The organism is Micromonospora sp. NPDC005205 (assembly GCF_040608275.1).
Classification (GTDB): Bacteria; Actinomycetota; Actinomycetes; order Mycobacteriales; family Micromonosporaceae; genus Micromonospora.
The window spans coordinates 1-24,955 of sequence record NZ_JBEXHV010000019.1 but is presented as its reverse complement, the minus strand read 5'-3'; the positions used below and the strand labels follow the sequence as shown (position 1 = coordinate 24,955).

General features: G+C 71.5%; 26 protein-coding genes and 1 riboswitch. Of the genes, 10 read left to right on the top strand and 16 right to left on the bottom strand.

The genetic code is table 11. From position 1 onward, the window contains the following. Positions 1 to 4 precede the first annotated feature (4 nt). On the top strand, positions 5 to 1,912 hold the full coding sequence (locus ABZU43_RS27010) for a serine/threonine-protein kinase (RefSeq protein ID WP_355009260.1): 1,908 nt from the start codon (positions 5 to 7) through the stop codon (positions 1,910 to 1,912). 8 nt (positions 1,913 to 1,920) lie between these two features. Here ABZU43_RS27010 and ABZU43_RS27005 read toward each other — a convergent pair whose 3' ends face one another. The 6 genes from ABZU43_RS27005 to ABZU43_RS26980 all read right to left on the bottom strand — a co-directional run bounded on the left by ABZU43_RS27005 (position 1,921) and on the right by ABZU43_RS26980 (position 5,638). Continuing rightward, on the bottom strand, positions 1,921 to 2,097 hold the full coding sequence (locus ABZU43_RS27005; protein ID WP_355009259.1) for a hypothetical protein: 177 nt from the start codon (positions 2,095 to 2,097) through the stop codon (positions 1,921 to 1,923). Then, complete coding sequence (locus ABZU43_RS27000) at positions 2,094 to 2,435, bottom strand: hypothetical protein (RefSeq protein ID WP_355009258.1); 342 nt, start codon at positions 2,433 to 2,435, stop codon at positions 2,094 to 2,096. The genes ABZU43_RS27005 and ABZU43_RS27000 overlap by 4 nt, the downstream gene beginning before the upstream one ends. After that, positions 2,432 to 2,575, bottom strand: coding sequence for a hypothetical protein (locus ABZU43_RS26995; RefSeq protein WP_355009257.1), 144 nt, complete (start codon positions 2,573 to 2,575; stop codon positions 2,432 to 2,434). The genes ABZU43_RS27000 and ABZU43_RS26995 overlap by 4 nt, the downstream gene beginning before the upstream one ends. 113 nt (positions 2,576 to 2,688) lie before the next feature. Beyond that, the gene (locus ABZU43_RS26990) at positions 2,689 to 3,489 is read right to left on the bottom strand and encodes an energy-coupling factor transporter transmembrane component T (protein ID WP_355009256.1); all 801 of its coding nucleotides are present in this window, start codon (positions 3,487 to 3,489) and stop codon (positions 2,689 to 2,691) included. Then, complete coding sequence (locus ABZU43_RS26985) at positions 3,486 to 4,916, bottom strand: ABC transporter ATP-binding protein (protein WP_355009255.1); 1,431 nt, start codon at positions 4,914 to 4,916, stop codon at positions 3,486 to 3,488. The genes ABZU43_RS26990 and ABZU43_RS26985 overlap by 4 nt, the downstream gene beginning before the upstream one ends. 128 nt (positions 4,917 to 5,044) lie before the next feature. Beyond that, a complete protein-coding gene (locus tag ABZU43_RS26980) occupies positions 5,045 to 5,638 on the bottom strand; it encodes an ECF transporter S component (RefSeq protein ID WP_210786970.1) in 594 nt (197 codons plus the stop codon). A gap of 74 nt (positions 5,639 to 5,712) precedes the next feature. After that, positions 5,713 to 5,817: riboswitch (TPP riboswitch) on the bottom strand. 107 nt (positions 5,818 to 5,924) lie between these two features. On the opposite strand from ABZU43_RS26980, the gene ABZU43_RS26975 reads away from it, so the two are divergent. From ABZU43_RS26975 to ABZU43_RS26960, 4 genes are all read left to right on the top strand, one after another. Further along, positions 5,925 to 6,755 (top strand): alpha/beta fold hydrolase, encoded by an 831-nt coding sequence (locus tag ABZU43_RS26975; protein ID WP_355009254.1) that lies wholly within the window; start codon positions 5,925 to 5,927, stop codon positions 6,753 to 6,755. A gap of 53 nt (positions 6,756 to 6,808) precedes the next feature. Continuing rightward, positions 6,809 to 7,558 carry an SIS domain-containing protein gene (locus ABZU43_RS26970; protein WP_355009253.1) on the top strand — a complete coding sequence of 250 codons (750 nt, stop codon included), beginning with the start codon at positions 6,809 to 6,811 and terminating at the stop codon, positions 7,556 to 7,558. Between the two features lie 138 nt (positions 7,559 to 7,696). Then, positions 7,697 to 8,200 (top strand): DUF6328 family protein, encoded by a 504-nt coding sequence (locus ABZU43_RS26965; protein WP_355009252.1) that lies wholly within the window; start codon positions 7,697 to 7,699, stop codon positions 8,198 to 8,200. A gap of 86 nt (positions 8,201 to 8,286) precedes the next feature. After that, on the top strand, positions 8,287 to 10,284 hold the full coding sequence (locus tag ABZU43_RS26960) for an acyl-CoA dehydrogenase family protein (protein WP_355009251.1): 1,998 nt from the start codon (positions 8,287 to 8,289) through the stop codon (positions 10,282 to 10,284). A 96-nt stretch (positions 10,285 to 10,380) separates the two neighbouring features. Here the strand turns inward: ABZU43_RS26960 and ABZU43_RS26955 are convergent, their stop codons facing one another. From ABZU43_RS26955 to ABZU43_RS26920, 8 genes are all read right to left on the bottom strand, one after another. After that, positions 10,381 to 10,548, bottom strand: coding sequence for a hypothetical protein (locus tag ABZU43_RS26955; protein WP_355009250.1), 168 nt, complete (start codon positions 10,546 to 10,548; stop codon positions 10,381 to 10,383). Positions 10,549 to 10,557: 9 nt separating this feature from the next. Further along, entirely contained in the window at positions 10,558 to 11,166 is a 609-nt protein-coding gene (locus ABZU43_RS26950) for a hypothetical protein (protein ID WP_355009249.1), read from the bottom strand. A gap of 77 nt (positions 11,167 to 11,243) precedes the next feature. Then, a complete protein-coding gene (locus tag ABZU43_RS26945) occupies positions 11,244 to 11,642 on the bottom strand; it encodes a Fur family transcriptional regulator (RefSeq protein ID WP_091409697.1) in 399 nt (132 codons plus the stop codon). Then, positions 11,639 to 11,938 carry a metalloregulator ArsR/SmtB family transcription factor gene (locus ABZU43_RS26940; RefSeq protein WP_030338189.1) on the bottom strand — a complete coding sequence of 100 codons (300 nt, stop codon included), beginning with the start codon at positions 11,936 to 11,938 and terminating at the stop codon, positions 11,639 to 11,641. Before ABZU43_RS26940 ends, ABZU43_RS26945 begins: the two co-directional genes overlap by 4 nt. A gap of 43 nt (positions 11,939 to 11,981) precedes the next feature. Further along, complete coding sequence (locus ABZU43_RS26935) at positions 11,982 to 12,848, bottom strand: metal ABC transporter permease (RefSeq protein WP_238670367.1); 867 nt, start codon at positions 12,846 to 12,848, stop codon at positions 11,982 to 11,984. Positions 12,849 to 12,851: 3 nt separating this feature from the next. Then, entirely contained in the window at positions 12,852 to 13,613 is a 762-nt protein-coding gene (locus ABZU43_RS26930) for an ABC transporter ATP-binding protein (RefSeq protein WP_355009248.1), read from the bottom strand. After that, positions 13,610 to 14,554, bottom strand: coding sequence for a metal ABC transporter substrate-binding protein (locus ABZU43_RS26925; protein ID WP_355009247.1), 945 nt, complete (start codon positions 14,552 to 14,554; stop codon positions 13,610 to 13,612). The genes ABZU43_RS26930 and ABZU43_RS26925 overlap by 4 nt, the downstream gene beginning before the upstream one ends. A gap of 54 nt (positions 14,555 to 14,608) precedes the next feature. Beyond that, a complete protein-coding gene (locus tag ABZU43_RS26920; RefSeq protein ID WP_355009246.1) occupies positions 14,609 to 14,866 on the bottom strand; it encodes a hypothetical protein in 258 nt (85 codons plus the stop codon). A gap of 29 nt (positions 14,867 to 14,895) precedes the next feature. Here ABZU43_RS26920 and ABZU43_RS26915 point away from each other — a divergent pair, with 29 nt between their 5' ends. From ABZU43_RS26915 to dusB, 4 genes are all read left to right on the top strand, one after another. Continuing rightward, positions 14,896 to 15,237, top strand: a complete 342-nt coding sequence (locus ABZU43_RS26915; protein ID WP_112589142.1) for an antibiotic biosynthesis monooxygenase — start codon at positions 14,896 to 14,898, stop codon at positions 15,235 to 15,237. 24 nt (positions 15,238 to 15,261) lie between these two features. Next, on the top strand, positions 15,262 to 15,741 hold the full coding sequence (locus ABZU43_RS26910; protein WP_112589144.1) for a hypothetical protein: 480 nt from the start codon (positions 15,262 to 15,264) through the stop codon (positions 15,739 to 15,741). 114 nt (positions 15,742 to 15,855) lie between these two features. Next, positions 15,856 to 17,235: a glycine--tRNA ligase gene (locus ABZU43_RS26905; RefSeq protein WP_091409675.1), complete on the top strand. Its 1,380-nt coding sequence runs from the start codon at positions 15,856 to 15,858 to the stop codon at positions 17,233 to 17,235. Positions 17,236 to 17,299: 64 nt separating this feature from the next. Next, positions 17,300 to 18,472, top strand: a complete 1,173-nt coding sequence (dusB, locus tag ABZU43_RS26900) for a tRNA dihydrouridine synthase DusB (RefSeq protein ID WP_355009245.1) — start codon at positions 17,300 to 17,302, stop codon at positions 18,470 to 18,472. Between the two features lie 560 nt (positions 18,473 to 19,032). Here dusB and ABZU43_RS26895 read toward each other — a convergent pair. Both ABZU43_RS26895 and ABZU43_RS26890 read right to left on the bottom strand, forming a co-directional pair. Next, the gene (locus tag ABZU43_RS26895; protein ID WP_355009244.1) at positions 19,033 to 19,695 is read right to left on the bottom strand and encodes a C39 family peptidase; all 663 of its coding nucleotides are present in this window, start codon (positions 19,693 to 19,695) and stop codon (positions 19,033 to 19,035) included. Between the two features lie 443 nt (positions 19,696 to 20,138). Beyond that, complete coding sequence (locus ABZU43_RS26890; RefSeq protein WP_355009243.1) at positions 20,139 to 21,830, bottom strand: beta-N-acetylhexosaminidase; 1,692 nt, start codon at positions 21,828 to 21,830, stop codon at positions 20,139 to 20,141. A gap of 315 nt (positions 21,831 to 22,145) precedes the next feature. Here ABZU43_RS26890 and ppdK point away from each other — a divergent pair, with 315 nt between their 5' ends. Further along, positions 22,146 to 24,854: a pyruvate, phosphate dikinase gene (gene ppdK, locus ABZU43_RS26885; protein WP_355009242.1), complete on the top strand. Its 2,709-nt coding sequence runs from the start codon at positions 22,146 to 22,148 to the stop codon at positions 24,852 to 24,854. Positions 24,855 to 24,955: the final 101 nt, after the last annotated feature.

The following is a 24,955-nucleotide window of genomic DNA, read 5'->3' as shown; positions in this document are numbered from 1 at the left end:
CGGGATGACGGGCGATACCACCGAAGACTTCCAGCCGCTGCGCCCTGGCGATCCCCGGCACCTCGGGACGTGCCGGCTTCTCGGCCGGCTCGGCGAAGGTGGGATGGGCACCGTCTTTCTGGCGGAGCAGCCGGGTGGCCGACGGGTGGCGGTCAAGGTGATCCGCACCGACCGCTCCGACGACGCCGAGTTCCGGCGGCGCTTCCGGGGCGAGGTGAAGCGGGCCCGGCAGGTTCCGCCCTTCTGCACCGCCGAGGTGCTCGACGCGGACCCCGATCATGAGCCGCCCTACCTCGTCGTCGAATACGTCGACGGACCGAGCCTGGCTGCCGTCGTGGCGGAGCGGGGGCCGCTGACCGCTGGCAACCTGCACGGCCTGGCGATCAGCGTGGCGACGGCGCTGACCGCCATCCATGGTGCCGGCGTGATCCACCGCGACCTCAAGCCGAGCAATGTGCTGCTGCCGCCGGGCAGCCCGAAGGTGATCGACTTTGGCATCGCCCGGGCGGTTGAGGGCAGCGCCGTCACCCGGACCGACCAGGTGGTCGGGACGGTCGCGTACATGGCGCCGGAGCGGTTCGAGCCGGCCGGCAGTGGGACGCTGACCGCCGCGGCCGACGTGTTCGCCTGGGGCGCGGTCGTCGCGTTCGCCGGTACGGGTCGGACCCCGTTCGCAGCGGACACGCCGCAGGCCACCGCGGTGCGTATCCTCACCCAGGAGCCGGGCCTGGACGGGTTGACCGGCCCGTTGCGCACACTGGTGGAGCAGGCGCTGGCGAAGGATCCGGCGAGCCGGCCCGGTGCGCGGGAGTTGCTGGACCGGTTGCTGACGGTCGCTCCGCGGCCGGAGACCGGCTCCGCCGAAGTGACGGCCGACCGGTCCGCGCTGCTCGCCGCCGTCGAGCAGGCGCAGGCGGCGACCGACCAGCGTCCCCTCCTCGAGACCGAGCTCGCCGGTCGGCGGCACACCACCCACGGGTCCGTGGTCGCGTCCGGTGCCCCTGCCACGCCGCCTGCGGACGACGACGCCACCACCCGGTGGGGTGTCTCGTCCGCCACCCCGACGCCGAGGCCGACCTCCGTCGCGAGGCCGGCGGACGCCCTACCCGCCTCCGCGCCCCCGCCCGCGACCTCCGCGCCCGCGATGAGCCCGCCCGCGCCGACTCCCCGGCGGTGGCCGTTCGTCGCCGCCACGGTGCTCTCCGCCCTGGCGCTGGTCGCCGCGCTGGCCGGCGTCGGCGTGCTGACCGGGGTGCTGCGGGGAGGCCCGGGCGAGCCGCTCGGCCTCGCCCCGACGCCGTCCGTCGAGCCGTCCGTCGAGCCGTCCGGCGCGACGCCGGCACTGCCGTCGGTGGTGATCCGGGATCCGCTCACCGTCACCAACTACTGGCGGACCCGCACCGACGAGAAGAACCGGGTCAGCTGCGCGTTCGACGGGGCGTACGTGGTGACGAAACGGTCCGAGGGTCCGTACCGCTGCCTGGGGCCGCAGCAGTCCTTCGCCGACTTTCAGGTCGAGGTGGACGTGGCGTTGCGGCGGCCCGGCAGTTGCGCCGGCATCTGGTTCCGCTTCACCGACCTGACGGGTGGGCACGCGCTGCGGGTCTGCCCGGACGGATATCACCTCGTGGCGCACGGAGTGGACAGCCCGAACGCGGTCACCCCGGCGGGCACCTTCCCCTACCCGGCTGGGCAGCTGGCACTGGGCCGGACGATCCAGGTGGGCATCGTCGCCAGGGGCGGGCAGTTGCGGTTCCTCCGGGAAGGTGTGGAGATCGGCGCGGCCCGGGACGGCGCCCCGGTGCCGGGCCGGGTGGTGCTCGGCATCTTCCGCGACCCGGCCCGGGACGAGCCCGCAGAGCCGCCGTACGAGGTGGCCTTCCGCGACGTCGAGATCCGGCAGCTCGACTGAACGTCCGGTCAGTGCTGCCCGGCGCGGCAGGGCGTCGGGTCCGGCACCTCGCACGGGGCGATGCCGGCGGCCCGGTACGGCGTGGCCATCAGCATCAGCTCGCCGGCCTGCCACTGCGGCCGGACGAAGTCCCGGGTGTGCACTACGGTCTCCCGTCCGTCCGGCGGCGCGCCCAACACGATCACCGCTGGATGGCGCTGGCGTCGAGCAGCTCGGCGACGGTCAGCGTCCCGACCAGACGGTCGACCCCGGGATAGCGCACCGCCCGACCCGAACGGCGGGTGGCGTGCTCCATGGCCGCATGGTCGGCGGCCTGTCTCAGCTCGGCGGGGCTCGCCGGCAGCCCGGCCAGCCGGTCGTCGGACAGGTCGCTGCCCAGGCTCAGGGCCACGTGTGGATGCGGTGCCCAGGACAGGTGGGTGCAGGCCACCAGGTCGGGCAGGTCGAGCGGGGGTACGTGCTCGGCCAGCCAGTGCTCGGCCTCCCGTACGGTCCGGTGGCCCAGGCTCAGCCCGACGATCACCGGTTCACCGCCCAGGCGTAGCAGCCCGACCCGTACGCGCGGCAGTGCTCGGCGACCGGGGCGGAGCGGTCCAGCGCCGGGAGTCCGTCGGTGACGGCCGTCTGGTCGTGGTCATCGCGGGGTGCCGGTCCGTGTCCCATGTGCTGCTCCAGTCGCGTTCGCGGGAGGCGTCCGGGTCAATCTGCTGCGGCCAGCGGAACGTCGGGAGTCCCGGTCACGGCAGGAACGCGAACAGGTGACTGCGTAGCCGCCCTCAGCCGAGCAGCGGGCGGAACGTGCCGAGCAGCACGCTGACCGTCAGCGCCGCCCCGGCCAGCGCCGCTGCACCGGCGACCAGCAGCCCGTCGGCCGCCGTGAAGCGCTGCCGCCGGGCGACCGTACGCGGGGTGCCGGCGTCGAATCCGCGGGCGTCCATCGCCACCGCCAGTCGGGTGCCTCGGCGGATGGCCCCGACCAGCAGCGCGAACGCGGTGGAGGCGAAGAGTCGCAGCTTCGCCACCGGATTGCGTCCCGCGTCGACGCCCCGGGCGCGTCGAGCCATGCTGATCATCTGCCACTCCTGACCGAGCAGCGGTACCAGTCGGAACGCGGCCAACGCACCGATGGCGAACCGGGCCGGTGCCTTCGCGTTCTGGATCAACGCGTCGGCCAGGTCGGTGGGGTCGGTGGTCGCGAAGACGATCACACCGGGCAGGGCCACCGCGAACACCCGCAGTACCAGGCCGAGCGCGGTGAGCAGGACGCCGGTGCTCACCAGCACCGGTCCCACGTCCAGCAGGACCCGGCCGGACCGGTCGGCGGCGAACAGCACCAGGGTGACCAGGATGCCGGCGGCACTGAGCAGCAGTGGCCAGGCCCGCCGGGCCAGCACCCGGTAGCGGATGCCGAACAGCGGCAGGACGGCCAGTTCGAGGGCGATGGCGATTGCCGGGGCCACCGGGTCCAGGGTCGCCAGCAGGGTGAACGAGAAGACGAGTGCGGCGGCGACCTTCGCCACCGGGTTGCGGCGGGCCAACGGGGCGTCCGGCGCGGCGACCGGCTCGATGCTGATCATCGGTGGTCGTCCGGGGTTCGGTGCAGGGTGACGGTGCGGTCGGCGAGCGCGGTGACGAAGTCCGCGTCGTGGGTGACGGTGACCACGGCGTGCCCGGCGTCGCGCAGGTCGGCGAAGAGGTCGACCAGCTCCCGCCAGGTCCGCCGGTCCTGACCGAAGGTGGGTTCGTCGCAGATCAGCAGGCGTGGCGCGGTGGCGAGGGCGGTCGCCACGCTCAGCCGCCGCGCCTCGCCACCGGAGAGGGTGTACGGGTTGGCGGCGGCGAGTCGGGCCAGCCGTAGCCGTTCCAGCAGCCCGGCTACGGTTGCCTTGACGGCAGCCTCGGGTTGACCGGTGCGGCGCGGGCCCAGCGCCAGCTCGTCGAAGACGGTGCTGGTGACGAACTGGTGCTCCGGGTCCTGGAAGACCGACCCGATGCGTCGGGCCAGCGCGGGTGCCCGCCACCGGTGCGGGGGAGTGCGGTGGTCCGCGCCGGCCAACTCGGCGGTCGCGGTGACCTGCCCGTTGCCCGGCCTGAGCAGACCGCCGAGCAGCAACGCCAGGGTGGACTTGCCGGCACCGTTCGGTCCGCGTACGGCGAGTGCTTCACCGGCGCGTACCGCCAGGTCGGTGGGGCCCAGCCGGGGCGGCAGGCCGAGCCGGTCGGCGGTGAGCAACAGCTCCCCGGGGCTGGCGGTGGCCGGTCGGGGCGCGATGGGGTGACCGGGCACCCAGACCCCCTCGGCGGCCAGGGCGGCGCCGTGGGCGGCGAAGACCGCCTCGGGCGGGCCGTCCGCGCGGACGCCGCCACCCGGTTCCAGGACGACCACCCGGTCGACAAGCGGCAGTGCCTCGGCGACCCGGTGCTCGACCAGGATCAGCGTGGTGTCGGCGTCCAGCGCGCCGGCCACCGCGTGCCGGACCAGTTCGGCCCCGGTCGGGTCGAGGTTGGCCGTCGGCTCGTCGAGCAGCAGCAGGGCGGGGCGCAGGGCCAGCGCGCCGGCCAGGGCGAGCCGTTGCTGCTCACCGCCGGAGAGCGCGGCGGTGTGGCGGTCCCGGGAGTACGGGAAGCCGACCCGGCGCAGCGCCTCGTCCACCCGGGGCCAGATCTCGTCGGCCGGTACTCCCCGGTTCTCCAGCCCGAACGCGACGTCGTCGCCGCAGCGTGCCATGACCAGTTGGGTCTCCGGGTCCTGGAAGACGATGCCGACCCGTTCCCGCCCCTTGCGGGGGTCGAGCCCGTCGATCTCGACGGTGCCCTCCTGCTCGCCGGAGTCCTCCGGGAGCAGCCCCGCCAGAGCGCTGAGCAGTGTGCTCTTGCCAGCCCCGGACGGCCCAAGAAGCAGAACCCGTTCCCCAGCCTCAACCCGCAGATCAACCCCGCGCAGAGCCCAGGCCCGCCGCCCAGCGTGCCGCCACCCGAACCCCCGCAGCAGTACCCCGCCCACCAAACCACCCCCTCCCCGCCGCGCCCCGCCCCACCTCACCTCACCCTGCACGGTCGATCATGAGGTTGACGGTGGTTGTGGAGATCCATCCGCCCGTCAACCTCATGATCGACGCGAGTTGGTGGGGGTTAGATCAGGGCTCGGTTCCGGCCTGCCGGGAAGCGGTCCAGGACGCCGGTGTTGGCCAGGGCGTTCGTCAGCAGCCAACCGCCCAGGCCGGCGATCACTGTGGCGCTGACGATGGTGAGCAGCGCGTACGGGATGCGGTAGTCGGTCAGCGCGTAGTCGACGTTCCAGACGAAGAAGTCGAACAGCGCGGCGCTGAGGCCGGTCAGCGCGCCCGCGAACACCGCGGTCGGCAGGCGGAACGACCGGTACCGGAAGGCGGCGAAGGCCAGCTCGGCGCCGATGCCCTGCACGATGCCCTGCGGAATGACAGTGCCGGCCCACTGGCTGCCCAGCAGCGCGGACAGGACCGCGGCCACGGTCTCGCAGTAGAGCGCGGCGCCGGGCTTGCGGATGACCAGCCCACCGATCACCGCCGGCATCAGCCAGACGCCGTAGAGCAGCGTCTGCGCCGGCGGGAAGAAGGCGAACGCGCCCTCGGTGGCGCTCCAGACCAGGCCCCAGGCCCAGAAGATGACGCCGAAGGCGACCGCGATCACCGAGGCGACCACGATGTCGATGGTGCGCCAACGGTGTGTGTCAGTGGTGGATGTCATGTGTTGCTCCCAGTTCGTGAGTGCGAACCAGGAGAAGACGCACGCCGCGTCCGGTGGCACCGGACTGCGGCGCGGCTGGAGGTCGACCGAACTCCCTGCGCTGGCATTACCCAGATCAGGTTCGAGGGTCTGCGGGCGTGCCCGCACTCTCAGCGCTGTGCGCTCCCCTGTCGGATATGAAGTTGTCTCGCTGACGCTAACACCGACCAGGGGCGCGGGCCCAGCAGGGCATCCGCCTGACCTGCGGGAGCGAGCGGCCGACCGCCGTCTGGGTACGCTTCCGATCATGCGGGTTGATGCGCGAGGCTTCACGTTCGAGGTGACCGTCGGCGGTCCGACGGACGGCGTACCCGTCCTGCTGCTGCACGGTTTCCCCCAGCACAGCGGCGAGTGGGACGACGTGGTGCCGGCGCTGCACGCGGGCGGGCTGCGCACGTACGCGCTGGACCAGCGCGGTTACTCACCCGGTGCCCGGCCCACGGTGGTGGCCGACTACCGGATTCCCGAACTCGTCACCGACGTGGTGGCGGTGCTCGACGCGCTCGGGCTGGACGCCGTGCACCTGGTCGGCCACGACTGGGGCGCGATAGTGGCCTGGGCGGTTGCCGCCGGGCACCCCGAGCGGGTCCACACGCTGACCGCCGTGTCCGTACCCCATCCGGCGGCCATGGCGCACGCCCTGAGCACGGACGCCCAACAGAAGGCCCGCTCGTCGTACATCGCCCTGTTCCGCAAGCCCGAAAAAGCGGAGAAGGTCCTGCTGGCGTGGCACGCCACCGCGCTGCGCAAGATGCTCGGCGGGGTGGGCGACACGTCCCGGGTGAACCGGTACGCCGACCCGATGCGTGAGCCGGGTGCGCTGACGGCCGCGCTGAACTGGTACCGAGCGATGTCCCGCGCCGACCTGGCCGGCGTCGGCCCGGTCGCGGTGCCCACCACGTACGTCTGGAGTGACCGGGACGTCGCCATCGGCCGGACCGCCGCCGAGGCGTGCGCGCAGAACGTCACCGGCGACTACCGCTTCGTGCAGCTGCCCGGGGTGAGTCACTGGATCCCGGACGCGGCACCGGCCCCGCTCGCCGAGGCGATCCTGGCCCGAGCCGGCGGGACGGCCTGAGCAGCAGTGGACACCAACGGGCTGCTGGCCCGCAATCGAACGACGGAGGACGTATGACGGTGAGTGCCGAGGACTACCTGGCCGTGGTGACCGAGACGATCGGCCGGGTGGCTGCCAGTCAGCGGGAGGCGGTGGGGCGGGCCGCCGACCTGATCGCCGAGGCCGTCCGAGCCGACGGTGTGGTGCACGCGTTCGGCACCGGGCACTCGGAGGCCCTCGCCATGGAGATCGCCGGACGGGCGGGTGGTCTGGTGCCTACCAACCGGATCGCGCTACGCGACCTGGTGCTGCTCGGCGGCGAGCCGGCCGACCGGCTGGGCCCGCTGCTGGAACGGGACCCGGCCGTCGCGCACCGCCTCTACGAGCTGGCCCCGGTGCGCCCCACCGATGTCTTCGTGCTCGCCTCGAACTCCGGCGTCAACGGCGCGATGGTGGAGTTCGCCACGCTGGTGAAGGAACACGGTCACGGGCTGGTGGCGATCACCTCGGCGCGGCACTCCGGCCAAATGGCCTCCCGGCACCCGTCCGGGCGCAAGCTGAGCGACCTCGCCGACGTGGTGCTCGACAACGGTGCGCCGTACGGCGACGCGACGCTGCCCCTGCCGGGCGGTGGCGCGGTCGGCGCGGTCTCCTCGATCACCGCGGCGTTGCTGGCGCAGCAGGTGACAGTGGAGGTGGTGGCGCGGTTGCTGGCGGCGGGCGAGCGGCCCCCGGTCTACCTGTCGGCGAACATCCCGGACGGCGACGCGCACAACAACGAGCTGGAAGCGCGCTACGCGGGCCGGATCCGACGCGGGTCCTGACGCCGCCGGGCGGCCGACGCGCGTCGCCGAGATGAACGGCAGGTGTCGTGAACTTGTTTCGCGCTCGGCCGGGTGGGGCATTGGCGTTGCTGCCGGCGGGCGGGACCGCCGGCAGTAGCGTCTCACCGGAGGTAGCGCGTGTCGAAGGAGACCGAGAAGCAGCGCTGGCAGCGCAACTTCGCCGACCTGCTGCAGGAGTTGCGGGTCGCCCAGACCGGCGTGCAGATCCTCTTCGCCTTCCTGCTCACCCTGCCGTTCAGTAACGGGTTCAACGAGACCACCGAGTTCCAGCGCGACGTCTACATCGTGGCGTTGCTCGCGGCGGCCGCCGCCACCGCGATGATCATCTCGCCGGTGGCGTTCCACCGGGCGCTGTTCCGGCAGGGGCGCAAACCGGAGCTGGTCCGTTTCGCGCACCGGATGGCGACCGGTGGCCTCGGCTTCATGCTGATCGCGATGGTCAGCGCGGTCCTGCTGATCACCGACTTCGTGCTGGACCGGCCGATCGCCTTCCTGCTCAGCGCCCTGACCGGGCTCTGGTTCCTCACCTTCTGGATGGTGCTGCCGTTCGCCCGGCGCAGCTGGGGTGAGGACGACATCGACGACGATGACGACGACCCGGACACCATCGAGGAACGCTGACCGCGTCGATCTTCACGCAGCGCTACCCCTGGGTAACAACCGGGGGTAGCGTGACGGTAGCCGCATCGAGCTTCGAGGGGGCAGCCGTGACCACGACGCAGAACGGCCGACCGGCACCGGACGGCCCCGACTCCGAACCCACGGCCGGTGCCGCCGCGCCGCTGCCCGCCGAAGCCGGGCAGGTCACCGAGAAGGAAGCCCGGCAGGTCGCCGAGGCCGCCCGCGAATCCACCTGGGACCGGCCCAGCTTCGGCAAGGAGCTGTTCCTCGGCCGGTTCCGGCTCGACCTGATCGACCCGTGGCCCCGATCTGACCCGGACGACGTGGCTCGCGCGGAGGAGTTCCTTGGCCGGTTCCGCGCCTTCCTGACCTCCGAGGTGGATGGTGAGGCCATCGAGCGGGACGCGTCCATACCCGACTCGGTGTTCCACGGCCTGGCCGACCTCGGCGCGTTCGGCATGAAGATCGACCGGAAGTACGGCGGGCTCGGGCTGAGCAACCTGCACTACTGCCGAGCGCTCATGCTGGCCGGCTCGGTCAGCCCGGCCATCGGCGCGCTGCTCTCGGCGCACCAGTCGATCGGGGTGCCGCAGCCACTGAAGATGTTCGGCACCCCCGAGCAGAAGCAACGCTTCCTGCCCCGGCTCGCCGCCGGTGAGGTGTCCGCGTTCCTGCTCACCGAGCCGGACGTCGGCTCCGACCCGGCCCGGCTGGCCACCATCGCGGAGCCGACCGAGGACGGCACCGGCTACCGGCTCAACGGGGTGAAGCTCTGGGCCACCAACGGCATCGTGGCCACCCTGCTGGTGGTGATGGCCCGGGTGCCGGCCACGCAGGGACGTCGGGGCGGCATCACCGCGTTCGTGGTGGACGGCGACAGCCCCGGCATCACCGTCGAGCGGCGCAACGAGTTCATCGGCCTGCGCGGGCTGGAGAACAGCCTGACCCGGTTCCACGACGTGATCGTCCCCGCCGAGAACGTCATCGGCGGAGAGGGCAAGGGGCTGAAGATCGCCCTGACCACTCTGAACACCGGCCGGCTCTCACTGCCGGCCATGTGCGTGGGTGCCGGCAAGTGGGCGTTGAACGTGGCCCGAGGGTGGGCCGCCGACCGGGTCCAGTGGGGACGGCCGGTGGGCGAGCACGAGGCGGTCGCGCAGAAACTCTCGTTCATCGCCGCCACCACGTACGGCATGGAGACGATGCTCGACCTCTGCTGTCTGCTCGCCGACGACGACCGCAACGACATCCGGATCGAGGCGGCACTGGTCAAGCTGTACGCCAGCGAGATGGCCTGGAAGATCGCCGACGAGCTGATCCAGATCCGGGGCGGGCGCGGCTACGAGACGGCCGACTCACTGGCCGCCCGCGGCGAACGTCCGGCCGCCGTCGAGCAGATGCTGCGCGACCTGCGGATCAACCGGATCTTCGAGGGTTCCACCGAGATCATGCACCTGCTGATCGCGCGGGAGGCGGTCGACGCCCACCTGTCGGTGGCCGGCGACATCATCGACCCGGACGCGGGGCTTGGCCGCAAGGCCCGAGCCGGTGCGCGAGCGGGCGCCTTCTACGCGAAGTGGCTGCCCACGCTCGCCGTCGGTCGGGGGCAGAGCCCTTCGGCGTACGCCGAGTTCGGCCCGCTCGCCGCGCACCTGCGCCACGTGGAGCGTTCGTCGCGCAAGCTGGCCCGGTCGACGTTCTACGCGATGTCCCGCTGGCAGGGAAAGATGGAGCGTAAGCAGGCGTTCCTCGGCCGGGTGGTGGACATCGGCGCCGAGTTGTTCGCGATGTCCGCGGTCTGCGTCCGGGCCTGCGCCGAACGGGACAGCCGCCCGGAGAACGTCGAGCTGGCCGACCTGTTCTGCCGGCAGGCGCGGGTGCGGGTGGACGCCCTGTTCGCCGCCCTCTGGGACAACACCGATTCGGTTGACACCGCTGCCGCGAAGCGCATCCTCGCCGGCCGCTACGCGAGCCTGGAGGAGGGCGTGCTCACCCCGTCCGAGGAGCTGCCCTGGGTGGCCCGCTGGTCGCCCGGTCCGTCCACCTCCGAGGATGTCCGCCGCCGCATCCCGCCAAAGCCGTAAACCCCGCCGCACGGCCTCGCCGCCGCGTGGGTCGGCAGGGGTTGGCCGGGGTGCGGGTCGGCAGGGGTTGGCCGCCGTGCGGGTCGGCGGCTTCGGTCAGCGGGCGACCGCCCAGGCCAGCACCCCCGCCAGGATCAGACCGTTGAGCCCGGCCAGGGCCAGGTACGCCGCAGGTGGAATCTTCTTGCCCCGGCGCAGGAAGGAGACCAGGACAGCGGCGTAGCCGAGCAGCAGGACGGCGATGACGACGAGGAAGTAGAACACCCGACGACTTTAGCGGCCCCGGCTGCGTAGACCGAGTTGGCGCAGCTCCAGAGCGGCCAGGGCGTCGACTGTCGCGTCGTCGCCGCGCCGCCACGCCTCAGCGACGTCCGGGCCGATCCGGGTCAGTTGGCCCAGCGGCTGGGTGGCCAGGGCGCGCAGGGCGAGCAGATCCCGGCCGGCCGGCCCGACGGCCAGCTTCGCGGCCGACCCGGCTCGGCGCATCCAGCGCAGCCGCAGCGGCAACCAACCGAAGAGCACGATGCCGAGCGGGAAGATCAGCACCGCGACGGCGAGGGCGAGGGCGAGCTGATCGACCAGGTGCTGCTGGTCGCGGCCGGCGTCGGCCAGCCCTCGGGCCGCGTCGGCGGCCTGCCGGAACGGAGCGGTCAGCTCGTCGCCGACCAGTGGCACCCGGCCGACCTTCCCGCCGGCTTCGGCGAGGTTGTCGGCGAGGCCGCTGCCCGCGCCCTCCAGCTTCTGTCCGGGTACGGCGAGCTTCTGCACCAGATCGTGCAGCCACAGCGCGCCGCGGATCGCCACGTACACCCAGGCGACGACGAGCAGGTCGGTGAGCAGCTGACGGGCGGCGGTCGGGAACCGATCGGCATAGATCTTCACGCCGGACAGCGTGTCACGAACGGCCTTCGCGGGGCACCCGTGAAGTGAGCCCGGATCGCGATCGACCGGGCCGGTGGTCAGCGCGGGCAGGTCGGGCAGGTGCCGAAGATTTCCAGGGTGTGGCTGACGTCGGCGTAGCCGTGCTGCGCGGCGACCCGGTCGGCCCAGCTCTCCACGGCCGGCCCGGCCACCTCGACCGTACGCCCGCACACCCGGCAGACCAGGTGGTGGTGGTGCCCCTCGCTGCACCGGCGGTACAGGTGCTCGCCGCCCGGCGGACGCATCACATCGATCTCACCGGCGTCGGCGAGCCCCTGGAGGGTGCGGTAGACGGTGGTCAGGCCGACCCGCTCGCCGCGCTGCCGCAGCATCGCATGCAGGTCCTGGGCGCTGTGGAAGCCCTCCATCTCGCCCAGCAGCGCGCTCACCGCCGAACGCTGCCGGGTGTTGCGCACAGCGGCGCTGCTCTCGCTCATGATCCCTCCCCGGCGTGGCTGACCGCGTCCGCCACGATGTGCGCGACGTGCTCGTCGACCAGGCTGTAGGCGATCTCCCGGCCTCGGCGGGAGCCGCGCACCACGCCCGCTCCGCGCAACACCCGCAGGTGCTGGGAGACCAGTGGTTGCGCCGCGCCGAGCTTCTCCACCAACTCGTGCACGCACCGCTCGCCGCCGGCCAGCTCACTGACGATGGCCAGGCGAATGGGAGCGGACAGGGCGCGGAGCAGCTCGCTGGCCCCGTCGAACCCGTCGTAGCCCGTCGCGCTGGTCATCCTGCAACGGTAACCAATACCACTGAGCTCGCGCTGACCAGGCTCAGCTCAGCACGACCTCGTGAGGTTCCGGTGTCGGCGCGGCGGTTGGCGTCGTCCGGCGGCGCACGACCCGCCAGACAGCGCCGGCCACGGCCACCACCAGGAACGAGGCGATCGCCACCAGCACCACCGAGGCGCCCGGCGCGGTGTCCGCCGTGGCCGCCACCCAGACACCCGAGCCGGCGGCGAAGAGCCCGAGCGCCATCGCGGCGGCCATCGTGCTGCGGAAACCCCGGGTGACCTGCTGGGCGGTGGCAACCGGCACCACCATCAACGCGCTGATCAGCAGCACGCCGACGGCCCGCATGGCGATGGTCACGGTGACCGCCGTGGCGACCGCGATCAGCAGGTTCAGCGTGCGGACCGGCAGGCCGGAGACCCGGGCGTACTCCTCGTCGTGACTGACCGCGAAGAGCGCCGGCCGCAACGCGATCATCGTGACCAGGATCGCCGCGCCGAGCACCGCGATGGTCGTCAGGTCGGCGGGCGAGATGGTGGTCAGCGACCCGAACAGGTAGGCGTTGAGGTTCGCGCTGGTCGCGTCGGAAAGGCCGACCAGGAGTACACCGCCCGCGATGCCGCCGTAGAAGAGCAGAGCCAGAGCCAGATCACCGGAGGTACGCCCACGGGCCCGGACGATCTCGATGGCGATCGCGCCGATGGTGGCGGCGATCACCGCGACCAGCACCGGGGAGCGGTTGAGCAGCAACCCCGCGCCGACGCCGGTCAGCGCTACGTGCCCCACACCATCGCCGATCAACGCCAGCCGGCGCTGCACCAGGTAGATGCCGAGCGCCGGCGCGGCCAAGCCGATCACCAGCGCGCCGATCAGGGCGCGCTGCATGTAGGGGTACTGGAAGAGTTCCATGGGTCAGTTGCTCCACAGCCCGGCGGGCTCGTCGTAGCAGTGCGGGTGCACGTGGTCGTGGTCGGGCTCCGCGTGATGGCCGGCCGGGTCGGGCACCGCGCCGTCGTGGGCGATGCGACCCTCGTGGACGACGACGGCCCGGCTGATCACCGGTCGCAGCGGGCCCAGCTCGTGGGCGACGAGCAGCACCGTTCCGCCGTCGGCGACGAAGTCGCGCAGCGCGCCGGCGAAGGCCTCCTGGCTGGCCGCGTCCACCCCGGCGGTGGGCTCGTCGAGCACCAGCAGCTCCGGCTGGCCGGCCAGGGCGCGGGCGATCAGGGTGCGCTGCTGCTGGCCGCCGGAGAGCGTGGACACCGGGTCACCGGCCCGGTCGGCGAGCCCGACCGCGCCCAGCGCCGCGTCGACGGCGACCCGGTCGGCTCGACCCGGCGGACGAAGCACCCCCCGACGGGCCAGCCGGCCGGAGGCCACCACCTCCCGGACGGTCGCCGGTACGCCGCCGCCGGCGCCCAGGCGTTGCGGGACGTACCCGATGCGTGCCCACTGCCGGAACCGGCGCAACGGCCGGTCGAAGAGGGTGACCGAGCCGGCGCTGATCGGCACCAGCCCGAGCACGGCGCGGATCAGGGTGGACTTGCCCGAGCCGTTGGCGCCGAGGATCGCGACCACCTCGCCGGCGGTCACGGTGAGCGAGATGTCCCGGAGCACGGGGCGACCGTCGTAGCCGACCACACCGTGCTCGACGGTGATGACACGTGAGGTCACGAGCAGCTCAAGGCCGTCTGCAGGGTCCGCAGGTTGGTGCGCATCACCGAAAGGTAGTCCCCGTTGCTGCCGGCGGCGAGCCCTTCGATCGGGTCGAGCACGGCGGTCTTCGCGCCGACCTGACCGGCGATGGTCTCGGCCACCTTGGGGCTGACCAGGGTCTCGAAGAAGATCGTGGTGGCCTGGTGCTCCTTGGCCTCCTCGATCACGTGCGCGAGGCGCTGCGGCGAGGGCTCGACGTCCGGGCTCAGCCCGGTTATGCCGACCTGGTCGAGCTGGTAGCGGTCGGCGAGGTACCCGAACGCGGCGTGGCTGGTCACGATCTCCCGCCGCTGGCAGGTCGCCAGACCCTGCTTGAACTCGCCGTCCAGTGTCGTCAGGTCGGCGCGCAGGGCAGTCGCCCGGGCGGTGTAGTCGGCGGCGTGGTCCGGGTCGGCCTTGCCGAGGCGCTGGGCGAGCTGGTCGCCGATGCCGGCCAGCCGGGTCGGGTCGAGCCAGACGTGTGGGTCCTTGCCGCCGCTCTCCTCGGCGTGCCCCTCTTCGCCCTCGTGGTCGTGCCCGCCGGCGGACGCGTCCAACAGCGGCTGCACGCTCGTCACGTCGAACGCCCGGTCGCCGCCGTTCTGGGCCACGGCGTCGTCCACGGCCGGCTGGAACCCCTTGAGGTAGACGATCAGCTCCGCGTCGCTGACCTCTCCGACCTGGCTCGGGTTGAGCTCCAGGTCGTGCGGCTCGGCGCCGGGCTTGGCCAGGTTGGTGACCCGGACCGCGTCGCCGCCGATCCGTTCGGCCAGGAACTGGAGGGGGTAGAACGCGGCCACCACGTCGACTCGCTGGGGGTCGGCCCCGGCGGCGCCGCCGGTGGAGCAGCCGGCTCCGGCGCCCAGGGCGAGGAGAGCGGTCGCGGCGGCCAGGACACGGTACGTGGCGCGGTTGGTCATGTCGTCAACTGTCCGTGGCAACGATAATGATTGTCAAAAACGCATGATTGCATGTCAGAGGAGCTTCGCGAGGCCCACTGCCACCAGCAGGGTGAGCATCACCAGCCGGATCAGCCGGGTCTGCGGCGCCTGAACCGCCCAGGTCGTCGCCAACAGGGCGATCAGGACCCCGGCGAGCGCGAGCGTGAGCAGCCCGCCGATCACCCCGGGCGTGAAGAACGCCACCAGCACCACCACCAGGGTGAGCAGGAACACCGACGTCGGGTTCGCCCCGGCCAACCGGGCGAGCAGAGGGCGCTGCGTACGCTGCATCCCACAGACTCTACGAGGAGGAACCCCCGGTGCTGGTGACCAACCGGTTCGTGGTCGACGTCGATGCCGCCGACGGCTTCACCGAACGGGCGCACGCCGCCCTCACCGCGCTGGCCGCCCGGCCCGGCTACCTGCGCGGCCAACTGGTCCGGGCGTTGGACGACCCCCGGCACTGGTCACTGGTCACCGAATGGGAGTCGGTCGGCACGTACCGGCGGGCGCTGGGCGCCTTCGAGGTCAAGGTCAGCGCCGTGCCGCTGCTGGCCGAGTCCGTCGACGAGCCCTCCGCGTACGAGGCGCTGGCCACCGCCGCCCCCGGCGGGGCCGTGGTCGTCGCCGAGAGTGATCGGGCTGCGGGTCCTTACCGCTGAGCCGCCGGACACTACGCTGCTCCTATGACCGCACCCGCCCCGCCACCCGGTCCCGGGGTGGCTCCGCCGTTTGCCGCGCCGCCCACCGAGGGCCGCCGGACTCGGCTCTGGATCGGCCTCGGCGTCGGCGCGCTCGCCGTGGTGCTCTGCTGCGGCGGCGGTGGCACCGCCGTCGTCGGCCTGGCCGTCAGCGGAGTCCAGGCCATTCGGGAACAGGCCCGCACCGTGACCGGCGACTACTACCAGGCGCTCGTCGAGCGGAACTACGGGCGGGCGTACGACCAGCTCTGCGACGACGCGCAGCGGCGTGAGTCCCGGCCGGAGTTCGAACGGCGCGCCGCCGCCGAACCGCAGGTGACAGCGTTCCGCGTGGGCGAGGTGGACACCACCTACCTGACCGTGCCGGTCGACGTGACCCTCGACGGCGGCGACCGGGAGCGCCAACAGGTCAGCCTCGGGCAGGACGGGCAGACCGGCGGCGTGGAGGTCTGCGAGGTCAGCTGACCCGTCCCCGGTATTCTGCTGGGCTTGGGGCGACGGTGGTCGTACCGTTGTCCCGAACCGACCGTTCCATCCACATCTCGCCCCCGCCGACCGCCAGCCGGCGTAGGAGGAAACATGCCAGCCGACCGTATCGACGCCGTCGTCAGCCTCGCCAAGCGCCGAGGCTTCGTCTTCCCCTCCAGTGAGATCTACGGAGGCACCCGATCGGCGTGGGACTACGGTCCGCTCGGCGTGGAGCTCAAGGAGAACGTCCGCCGGCAGTGGTGGAAGACGATGGTCCAGCAGCGCGACGACGTCGTCGGCCTGGACTCCGCGGTGATCCTGTCCCGCAAGGTGTGGGAGGCGTCCGGCCACATCGCCGAGTTCGTCGACCCGCTGACCGAGTGCCAGTTCTGTCACAAGCGGTTCCGGGCTGACCACCTGGAAGAGGCGTACGCCGAGAAGCACGGCAAGCCGCTCACCTCGCTGGCCGAGCTGAACTGCCCCAACTGCGGCAACAAGGGCACCTTCACCGAGCCGAAGATGTTCAACGGCCTGATGAAGACCTACCTGGGCCCGGTGGAGAGCGACGAAGGGCTGCACTACCTGCGCCCGGAGACCGCGCAGGGCATCTTCGTCAACTACAAGAACGTCGAGACGGTCGCCCGCAAGAAGCCCCCGTTCGGCATCGCGCAGACCGGCAAGTCGTTCCGCAACGAGATCACCCCGGGCAACTTCATCTTCCGGACCCGCGAGTTCGAGCAGATGGAGATGGAGTTCTTCGTCGAGCCGGGCACCGACGAGCAGTGGCACGAGTACTGGCTCCAGGAGCGCTGGAACTGGTACCTCGACCTCGGCCTCTCGGCGGACAATCTGCGCCTGTTCGAGCACCCCAAGGAGAAGCTGTCGCACTACTCGAAGCGGACCGTGGACATCGAGTACCGCTTCCAGTTCGGTGGCACCGAGTTCGCCGAGCTTGAGGGTGTCGCCAACCGCACCGACTTCGACCTCTCCACGCACAGCAAGCACTCCGGCGTCGACCTGTCGTACTTCGACCAGAGCAAGAGTGAGCGCTGGATGCCGTACGTCATCGAGCCGGCCGCGGGTCTGACCCGCGCGGTGCTCGCCTTCCTGCTGGAGGCGTACGACGAGGACGAGGCGCCGAACACCAAGGGCGGCGTGGACAAGCGCACCGTGATGCGGTTCGACCCGAGGCTCGCCCCGGTCAAGGTGGCGGTGCTGCCGCTGTCCCGCAACGAGGCGCTGTCGCCCAAGGCCAAGGATCTCGCGACCCTGCTGCGCAAGCGCTGGGTGGTGGAGTTCGACGACTCGCAGGCGATCGGGCGTCGCTACCGGCGGCAGGACGAGATCGGCACCCCGTTCTGCGTCACCGTCGACTTCGACACCCTGGACGACAACGCTGTGACGGTGCGCAACCGGGACACCATGGCCCAGGAGCGCGTCTCCCTGGACCAGGTCGAGCGCTACCTGATCGAGCGTCTTCCGGGCTGCTGAGACTCTGCGCACGGGGCCTCGGCCGACGCCATGAGCGCCGGTCGGGGCCCCGTACACTTGTCCGGTGACTGCCTCGACCGTGCCCGCGCTGCGCCCGCTGACTCTCGGCCAGCACCAGGTGTGGCCGCCGGTCGTGCTCGCGCCGATGGCTGGAATCACCAACATCGGGTTCCGTCGGCTCTGTCGCGAGCAGGGCGGCGGCATCTACGTCTGCGAGATGATCACCACTCGGGCGCTTGTCGAGCGCAACCCGAAGACGCTGCGCATGATCGCGTTCGGCGACGACGAGAAGCCCCGCAGTCTCCAGCTCTACGGCACCGATCCGGAGATCACCGCCGCCGCCGTGCGGATCGTCGTCGAGCGCAACCTGGCCGATCACATCGACCTCAACTTCGGCTGCCCGGTCCCGAAGGTCACCCGGCGCGGCGGCGGCGCGGCGCTGCCGTGGCGGCGGCGGCTCTTCGCGCGACTCGTGCGGGACGCGGTGGCCGCCGCGGCACCGTCCGGCGTGCCGGTCACTGTCAAGATGCGCAAGGGCATCGACGACGACCACCTGACGTACGTCGAAGCCGGGCTCGCCGCCCAGGAGGCCGGCGTGGCAGCGGTGGCCCTGCACGGGCGCACGGCCTCGCAGCGCTACTCGGGCACCGCCGACTGGGACGCGATCGCCACCCTGAAGCAGGCCCTCGACGTGCCGGTGCTCGGCAACGGCGACATCTGGGAAGCTGACGACGCGCTGCGCATGGTGGCCCACACCGGCGTCGACGGCGTGGTCATCGGGCGCGGCTGCCTGGGCCGGCCGTGGCTCTTCGCCGACCTGGAGGCCGCCTTCAACGGTCGGCCGGAGCGGCGGCTACCCACCCTCGGCGAGGTGGCCGTGACCATGCGCCGGCACGCCGAGCTGCTGGTCGACCAGTTCACTGCCGGTGCCCGCAACCCGGCCCGAGGTGAACGGGACGGCTGCACCGACTTCCGCAAGCACGTTGCCTGGTACCTCAAGGGCTTCCCCGTCGGCGGCGAGCTGCGGCGCTCGCTGGCGATGATCGAAAGCCTGGCCCAGCTCGACGACCTGCTCGGCAAGCTCGACCCGGCGGAGCCGTTCCCGATGACCGCCCTCGGGCAGCCGCGTGGGCGTACCAACTCGCCCGGCAAGGTCTTCCTGCCGGAGGGCTGGCTGGCCAGCCGGGACGACGACACCGTCCCCGAGGGCGCCGAGATGGACGACTCGGGCGGCTGAGTCTCCGACCCTCGTGGGGTCGTCGCTGTCGGACCTACTTCGCAGGTTCCCGGCCCGGTTCCGGCCGGGAGCAGGGGGCGGACGTTGGGGGTGCGGCACGCTATCGAGCTGATGTCGTAAACGAGTCATGACCTGGGCTCGGCCGTGCGCTGTTCGGCGGTGCCACTGACTCGCACTGCCCTGCGGCCGCCACCGTTGTTGCCCTGCGGTGCCTCCACCGCCTTGCCGTCACCGTGTTGCCCTGCGGTTGCCGTGGCGAGTTGCCCTGCGGTTGCCGCCACCGGGTTGCCCGGTAGGTCCCATTGCGACGTTGCTTCGCGGCTGCCCTGGTGACGCTGATTCGTCTACGACATCAGCTCCAAAGGGCCCGTGACGCAGACAACGGACCCCGCGCCGGGTACTTCGTCGCCGAGATCCGCGCAACATCAGGGATGTTGGTGTCTCCGGCGTGTCGGAGGCAGCAACATCGGGGATCTTGCGCGGGGCGCGGGGCGCGGACCTGGACATGCGGAAGGGCCGGACCCCGTGGTGGGGTCCGGCCCTTCCGAGTTGGGTGGTGCTCAGCTGGTGGCGTAGCCGCGGGTGGCGATCCAGTCCGCGAGGTGCTCGATGGTGACCTCGTACGAGGCGGTGTTCGGGTCGGCGGAGTCGGCGATCTTGACGATGTTGCCGTTGTCGCGGTAGCCGACGACGCTGATGTAGTGCCCACCCTCGAAGGAGTGGATACCACCGTCGGTGTCGGTGGTGGTGCCGGCGATGTTGGCGACCACGGCCCGGCCGTCGTCGACGGTCTTGACGACGTCGGCGCGAAGCTTGTCGGTCTGCTTCTCGTCGGCCTTGGGCGTGCTGATCTCGACGGAGTGGTAGGCGTCGTTCTTGCCGGTCTCCTTGTTCAGCACCGGGGTGATGTCGTTGATGGAGTTGGTGCCGGCCTCGGTGGTGCCCATCTCCTTGGCCATGGCGTCCACGCTGATGTCCTTGCCCTGCACGGACAGGGCGTTGCGGGCGGCGGCGGGGCCGCAGTAGTAGAAGTTCGGCTGGGCTTCGTAGCGCACGCCGAGCTCCCGCTCGCCGTGGCCCTTGCGGTCGGTCTGCGCCTGCGACGCCGGCTTACCGGTGTTCGGGGCGGCGAACGCGGTGGTGACGGGTCCGACGATGGCGCCACCGGTGAACGCGAGGCCAGCGGCGGTCAGAGCGGTCTTACGAATCAGATCGGTACGCATGATGGCGTGCTCCTCTGCTTCATCGGGGGTGCCGCGCGGCGTGACAGGGGACAGCAATCCGCGCGGGAGATACGCAGTGTTGTCGTCCCGGCGGCCCGTGGGGCCGGCGTCGGGACAGAGCACAACGGTGCGGGGCGGCGGATCATTCCGCCGGGTTCCTTGCCGGTGCTGCTGCGCTGTGCGGGGGATGTAACTGGGGCGGCCCGGCCGGTGTTCCCGGCGGCTGCCCTGCACCGACGACCGACAGTCGCGGTGCCGTGCCAGGTATAACGACCCCGCCAGGCCGACGATTCCGCCATCCGGGTGGCCCCGGCCACGGGACGTTGAGCCTGATATCGGACATCCGGCGTCTAGCGACCCACGCCGGGTCGGCGATGTGGGGCGTCCTGGCTGAAGGATGCCGCGATATCGGCGATCTGAAAGCGACCACCGGAATCGCGGGCCTATATCCGGTTGGCACCCTCTCGGGTCGTGTTGTCCTGGCTCGGGACCGCCGGGTTGGGTTGGGTGGGGATGATCGGGGTGGTTGGCCAGGGGATCTCGGGCGCGCGGTGGAAGGTGATCCCGGCCGTCGTCCAGCGCGGGCCCTGGCCGGCCAGGCGGTCGCGGAAGTCGGCCCAGTCGTGGCTTGCCCGGGGTGACCAGCCCAACTCGGCGATGGCCGGGAGGCGGGGCAGGAGCAACAGCTCGATGTCGGCCAGCGAAATGACCGATTCGGTCCAGAGCGGGGCCTCCACACCGAGAACCGCCTCGGTGGGTACGCCGGCGACGTGCGTGCCCGGGTCCCAGTCGTACGCCTTTCGCACGTCGATGAGGCCGGCCCAGTCGTGCCCGATCGGGGTGTCCGGGGCGTACTTCATGTCCAGGTAGGCGTGGTTGCCGGGGGAGACGATCAGCCGGGCGCCCCGGCGTACGGCGTCGACGGTGGTGGGGTCCTCGCCGTTCGTGCCCCACCACTGCAGGACCCGCCCGTCGAGGTGGGCGGCTGGCGCGAGCTGGTGCCAGCCGACGACGGTCTTGCCGAGGTCGGCCACGATGCGCTGGAGCCGCTCGACGAAACCGGTGTAGACCTCGCCCTTGACCTTGAACGCCTCGTCACCGCCGATGTGCAGCCAGGGGCCGGGGGTGAGCGCGGCCACCTCGCCCAGCACGTCGGCGACGAAGTCGTACGTGCGCTCGTCGGCCGGGTCGACGTAGCTGAAGCCGACCTCGGTGCCGGTGTACGGCGGCGGTGCGATCTTGTCCGGTGCCAGTTCCGGGTACGCGACCAGCGCCGAGTTGGTGTGCCCCGGCAGGTCGATCTCCGGGACGACGGTGATGTGGCGGGCTGCCGCGTAGGAGACGATCCGCGCGTAGTCGGCCTTCGTGTAGTGCCCGCCGGGGCCGCCGCCGACCTCGGTCGTCCCGCCGATGCTGGTCAGCTTCGGCCAGGAGTCGACGGCGATCCGCCAGCCCTGGTCGTCGGTGAGGTGCAGGTGCAGGTGGTTGAGCTTGTAGCGGGCCAGGTGGTCGACCACCCGCAGCACGTCCTCGACGGCGAAGAAGTGCCGCGCTACGTCGAGCATCGCGCCCCGGTAGGGGAACCGGGGTGCGTCGGTGATGGTCCCGCCGGGCAGCACCCAGCGTTCGGTGACCGGGGTGGAGCTCTCGATCGCCGCTGGCAACAGTTGGCGCAGCGTCTGTACGCCGTGGAAGAGGCCGGCGGAGGTGGAGGCGGTGACGTTCACCCCGTCGGTGGCGATGTCGAGGCGGTAGCCCTCCGCGCCGAGGCCGGCGCTGCCGTCGAGCACCAGCGCGATGCCACCGGCGGGCTCCGGCGTCGTGGCGTCGGTGACCGGCAGCGGGTAGCCGGTGGCCGGACGCAGGAGTTGGGCGAGCTGCTCGGCGACCGCCAACGCGGCGGGGTCGGCGCTGGACACGATGACGGCTTCGGCTGGGAGGGCCCAGTCGGCGGTCGGGTCCGGCTGAACCTGCTGGGGTGCGGGCACGACGTCAGCCAGCCGGTGGGGGGCCGCCGGGGCGAGCAACGCGCCCGCTGTCTGCTCGGCCGTGCGGGCCAGCGTGGCCACGTCCGGTTCCCCCGCCGAGAGGGGCGCGGGGACGGCGGTGGGGCCGGGGGAGGGGGTGGTCGACACGGCGGCGACTCCGGGGGTGTATTCGCGTCGGTTATGGCAAAAGTGAGGTTCACCGGCTGGCGTGGCGTCAAGCGTACGACGCTCTGCCGTATGCGTGATGGTGCGCATGGAAGCGTTCCCAAAAACCGGTACGAACACGGATAGTCGTGATAGCTGTGCCAATTGTCACCGAACGGTCCCAGGTCACTCGATGGTCGCTTAACCTTCGCCCACCGATCGACGTTGACCCCGGGATTACCGGCGGTCCGTCCCGGGGAAGAAGAAAACTGAACCTTCGTTAAGTGTCAATCCGGCGCGTGTGTTGTGGAGGCTCTGGTGGCAGCGCAAGAGACCGTCGATCACAAGTACGTCTACGACTTCTCCGAAGGCAACAAGGAGCTCAAGGAGTTGCTCGGCGGCAAGGGGGCAAACCTCGCCGAGATGACCAATCTGGGCCTGCCCGTTCCGCCCGGCTTCACCATCACCACCGAGGCGTGCCAGGCGTACCTCGCGACGGGACGGGAGCCGGACGGGCTCGCCGGTCAGATCGAGGCGCACCTGGAGTCGCTGGAGCGCGCGATGGGCAAGCGCCTCGGTGACCCGCAGGACCCACTGCTGGTCTCCGTCCGCTCCGGTGCCAAGTTCTCCATGCCCGGCATGATGGAGACCGTCCTCAACGTCGGTCTCAACGACCAGAGCGTGGAAGGACTCGCAGCCCAGGCCGGCAACAACGAGCGGTTCGCCTGGGACTCCTACCGGCGACTCATCCAGATGTTCGGCAAGACCGTCTGCGAGGTGCCGGGCGAGGAGTTCGAGCACGCGCTCGACGAGGCCAAGCACGCCAAGGGCACCCACAACGACCTGGATCTGGACGCCGACGACCTGCGTGGGCTGGTCGACGCGTACAAGAAGATCTTCTTGAAGCACACCGGCCGGGAGTTCCCGCAGCAGCCACGCGAACAGCTCGACCTGGCCATCCGGGCGGTCTTCGAGTCGTGGAACGCCGAGCGCGCCGTGCTCTACCGCCGCCAGGAGCGCATCCCGGCCGAGCTGGGCACCGCTGTCAACGTGGTGACGATGGTCTTCGGCAACCTCGGGCCCGACTCCGGCACCGGTGTCGCGTTCACCCGTGACCCGGCCAGCGGGGCGCAGGGCATCTACGGCGACTACCTGGCCAACGCGCAGGGCGAGGACGTGGTCGCCGGCATCCGCAACACGGTGCCGTTGCAGGAGTTGGAGCAGCTCGACAAGGCGTCCTACGACGAGCTGCTCGGCATCATGGCCCGGCTGGAGGAGCACTACAAGGACCTCTGCGACATCGAGTTCACCATCGAACGCGGCAAGCTGTGGATGTTGCAGACCCGGGTCGGCAAGCGCACTGCCGCCGCCGCGTTCGTCATCGCCGGGCAGCTCGTCGACGAGGGCCTGATCGACCTGGACGAGGCGCTGCACCGGGTCAACGGCGCGCAACTGGCCCAGCTGATGTTCCCGCGCTTCCAGCTCGACCACGAGTTCCAGCCGGTCGCCACTGGCATCGGCGCGTCGCCGGGCGCGGCGTCCGGCACTGTGGTGTTCACCTCCGCCCGAGCCGTCGAGCTGGCCGCCGAGGGGAAGTCGGTGATCCTGGTGCGCCGGGAGACCAACCCGGACGACCTGAACGGCATGATCGCCGCGAAAGGCATCCTCACCTCGCGCGGCGGCAAGACCAGCCACGCCGCGGTGGTGGCCCGGGGCATGGGCAAGACCTGCGTCTCCGGTGCCGACGAGATCGAGGTGAACGTGCCGGCGAAGCGGTTCACTGTCGCCGGCCAGACCGTCGCCGAGGGCGATGTGGTGTCCATCGACGGCACCACCGGCAAGGTCTACCTCGGCGAGGTGCCGGTCATGCCCTCCGAGGTCGTGCAGTACTTCGAGGGCAGCCTCGACCCCGAGCACGTCGACAACGCGCTGGTCCGGGCCGTACACCGGATCATGACGCACGCCGACGGGAAGCGGCGGCTGGCGGTCCGCACGAACGCCGACACCGGCGCGGACGCCGCCCGGGCCCGGCGCTTCGGCGCCGAGGGCATCGGGTTGTGCCGCACCGAGCACATGTTCCTCGGCGACCGGCGGGAGCTGGTCGAGCGGCTGATCCTGGCCCGGGCCCCGGGTGAGCGGGAGGCGGCGCTGGCGGCGCTGCTGCCGTTGCAGCGGGCCGACTTCGAGGAGATCTTCCGCGAGATGGACGGCCTGCCGGTCACCGTCCGGCTCATCGACCCGCCGTTGCACGAGTTCCTGCCGCCGTTGGAGCAGCTCGCCGTCAACGTGGCGGTCGCGCAGGAACGCGGCGAGGACGTGGCCAAGGAGGAGGCGCTGCTCGCCGCCGTCCGGCGGATGCACGAGGAGAACCCGATGCTCGGGCTGCGTGGTGTACGCCTCGGCCTGGTCATCCCCGGCCTGTTCGCGATGCAGGTCCGCGCCATCGCCGAGGCGGCGGTCAGCTGTGCCCGCGGCGGCGGGGCGGCGAAACCGGAGATCATGGTGCCGCTGGTCGGGGCGGTGCAGGAGCTGGAGACGGTTCGCGCCGAGGCCGAGAAGATCATTGCCGAGGTGGTCGGGGACAGCGGCGTCGAGGTGCTGATCGGCACCATGATCGAGGTGCCCCGGGCGGCCCTGACCGCCGGGCAGATCGCCGAGGCCGCCGAGTTCTTCTCCTTCGGCACCAACGACCTGACCCAGATGGGCTGGGGCTTCTCGCGCGACGACGTCGAGGGGGCGTTCTTCTGGCGCTACCTGGAGTTGGGCATCTTCGGCATCTCGCCGTTCGAGTCGATCGACCGTGACGGTGTCGGCCGGCTGGTGCGGATAGCCGCCGAGGAGGGCCGGGCCGCCCGCCCCGGGCTCAAGCTCGGTGTCTGCGGTGAGCACGGTGGCGACCCGGACTCGGTGCACTTCTTCCACGAGGTCGGCCTGGACTACGTGTCCTGCTCACCGTTCCGGGTGCCGGTGGCCCGGTTGGAGGCCGGCCGGGCGGTCGTGGAGACCGGCGGGTCGGACAGCCGTTGACGCACGCCGGCGGCGGCCCCAACACCAACAGCGTCATCACGATCATCTACGACCAGTCCGGCCGCAACAACCGCCTCACCCAGGCGCCCCCCGGCGGCTAC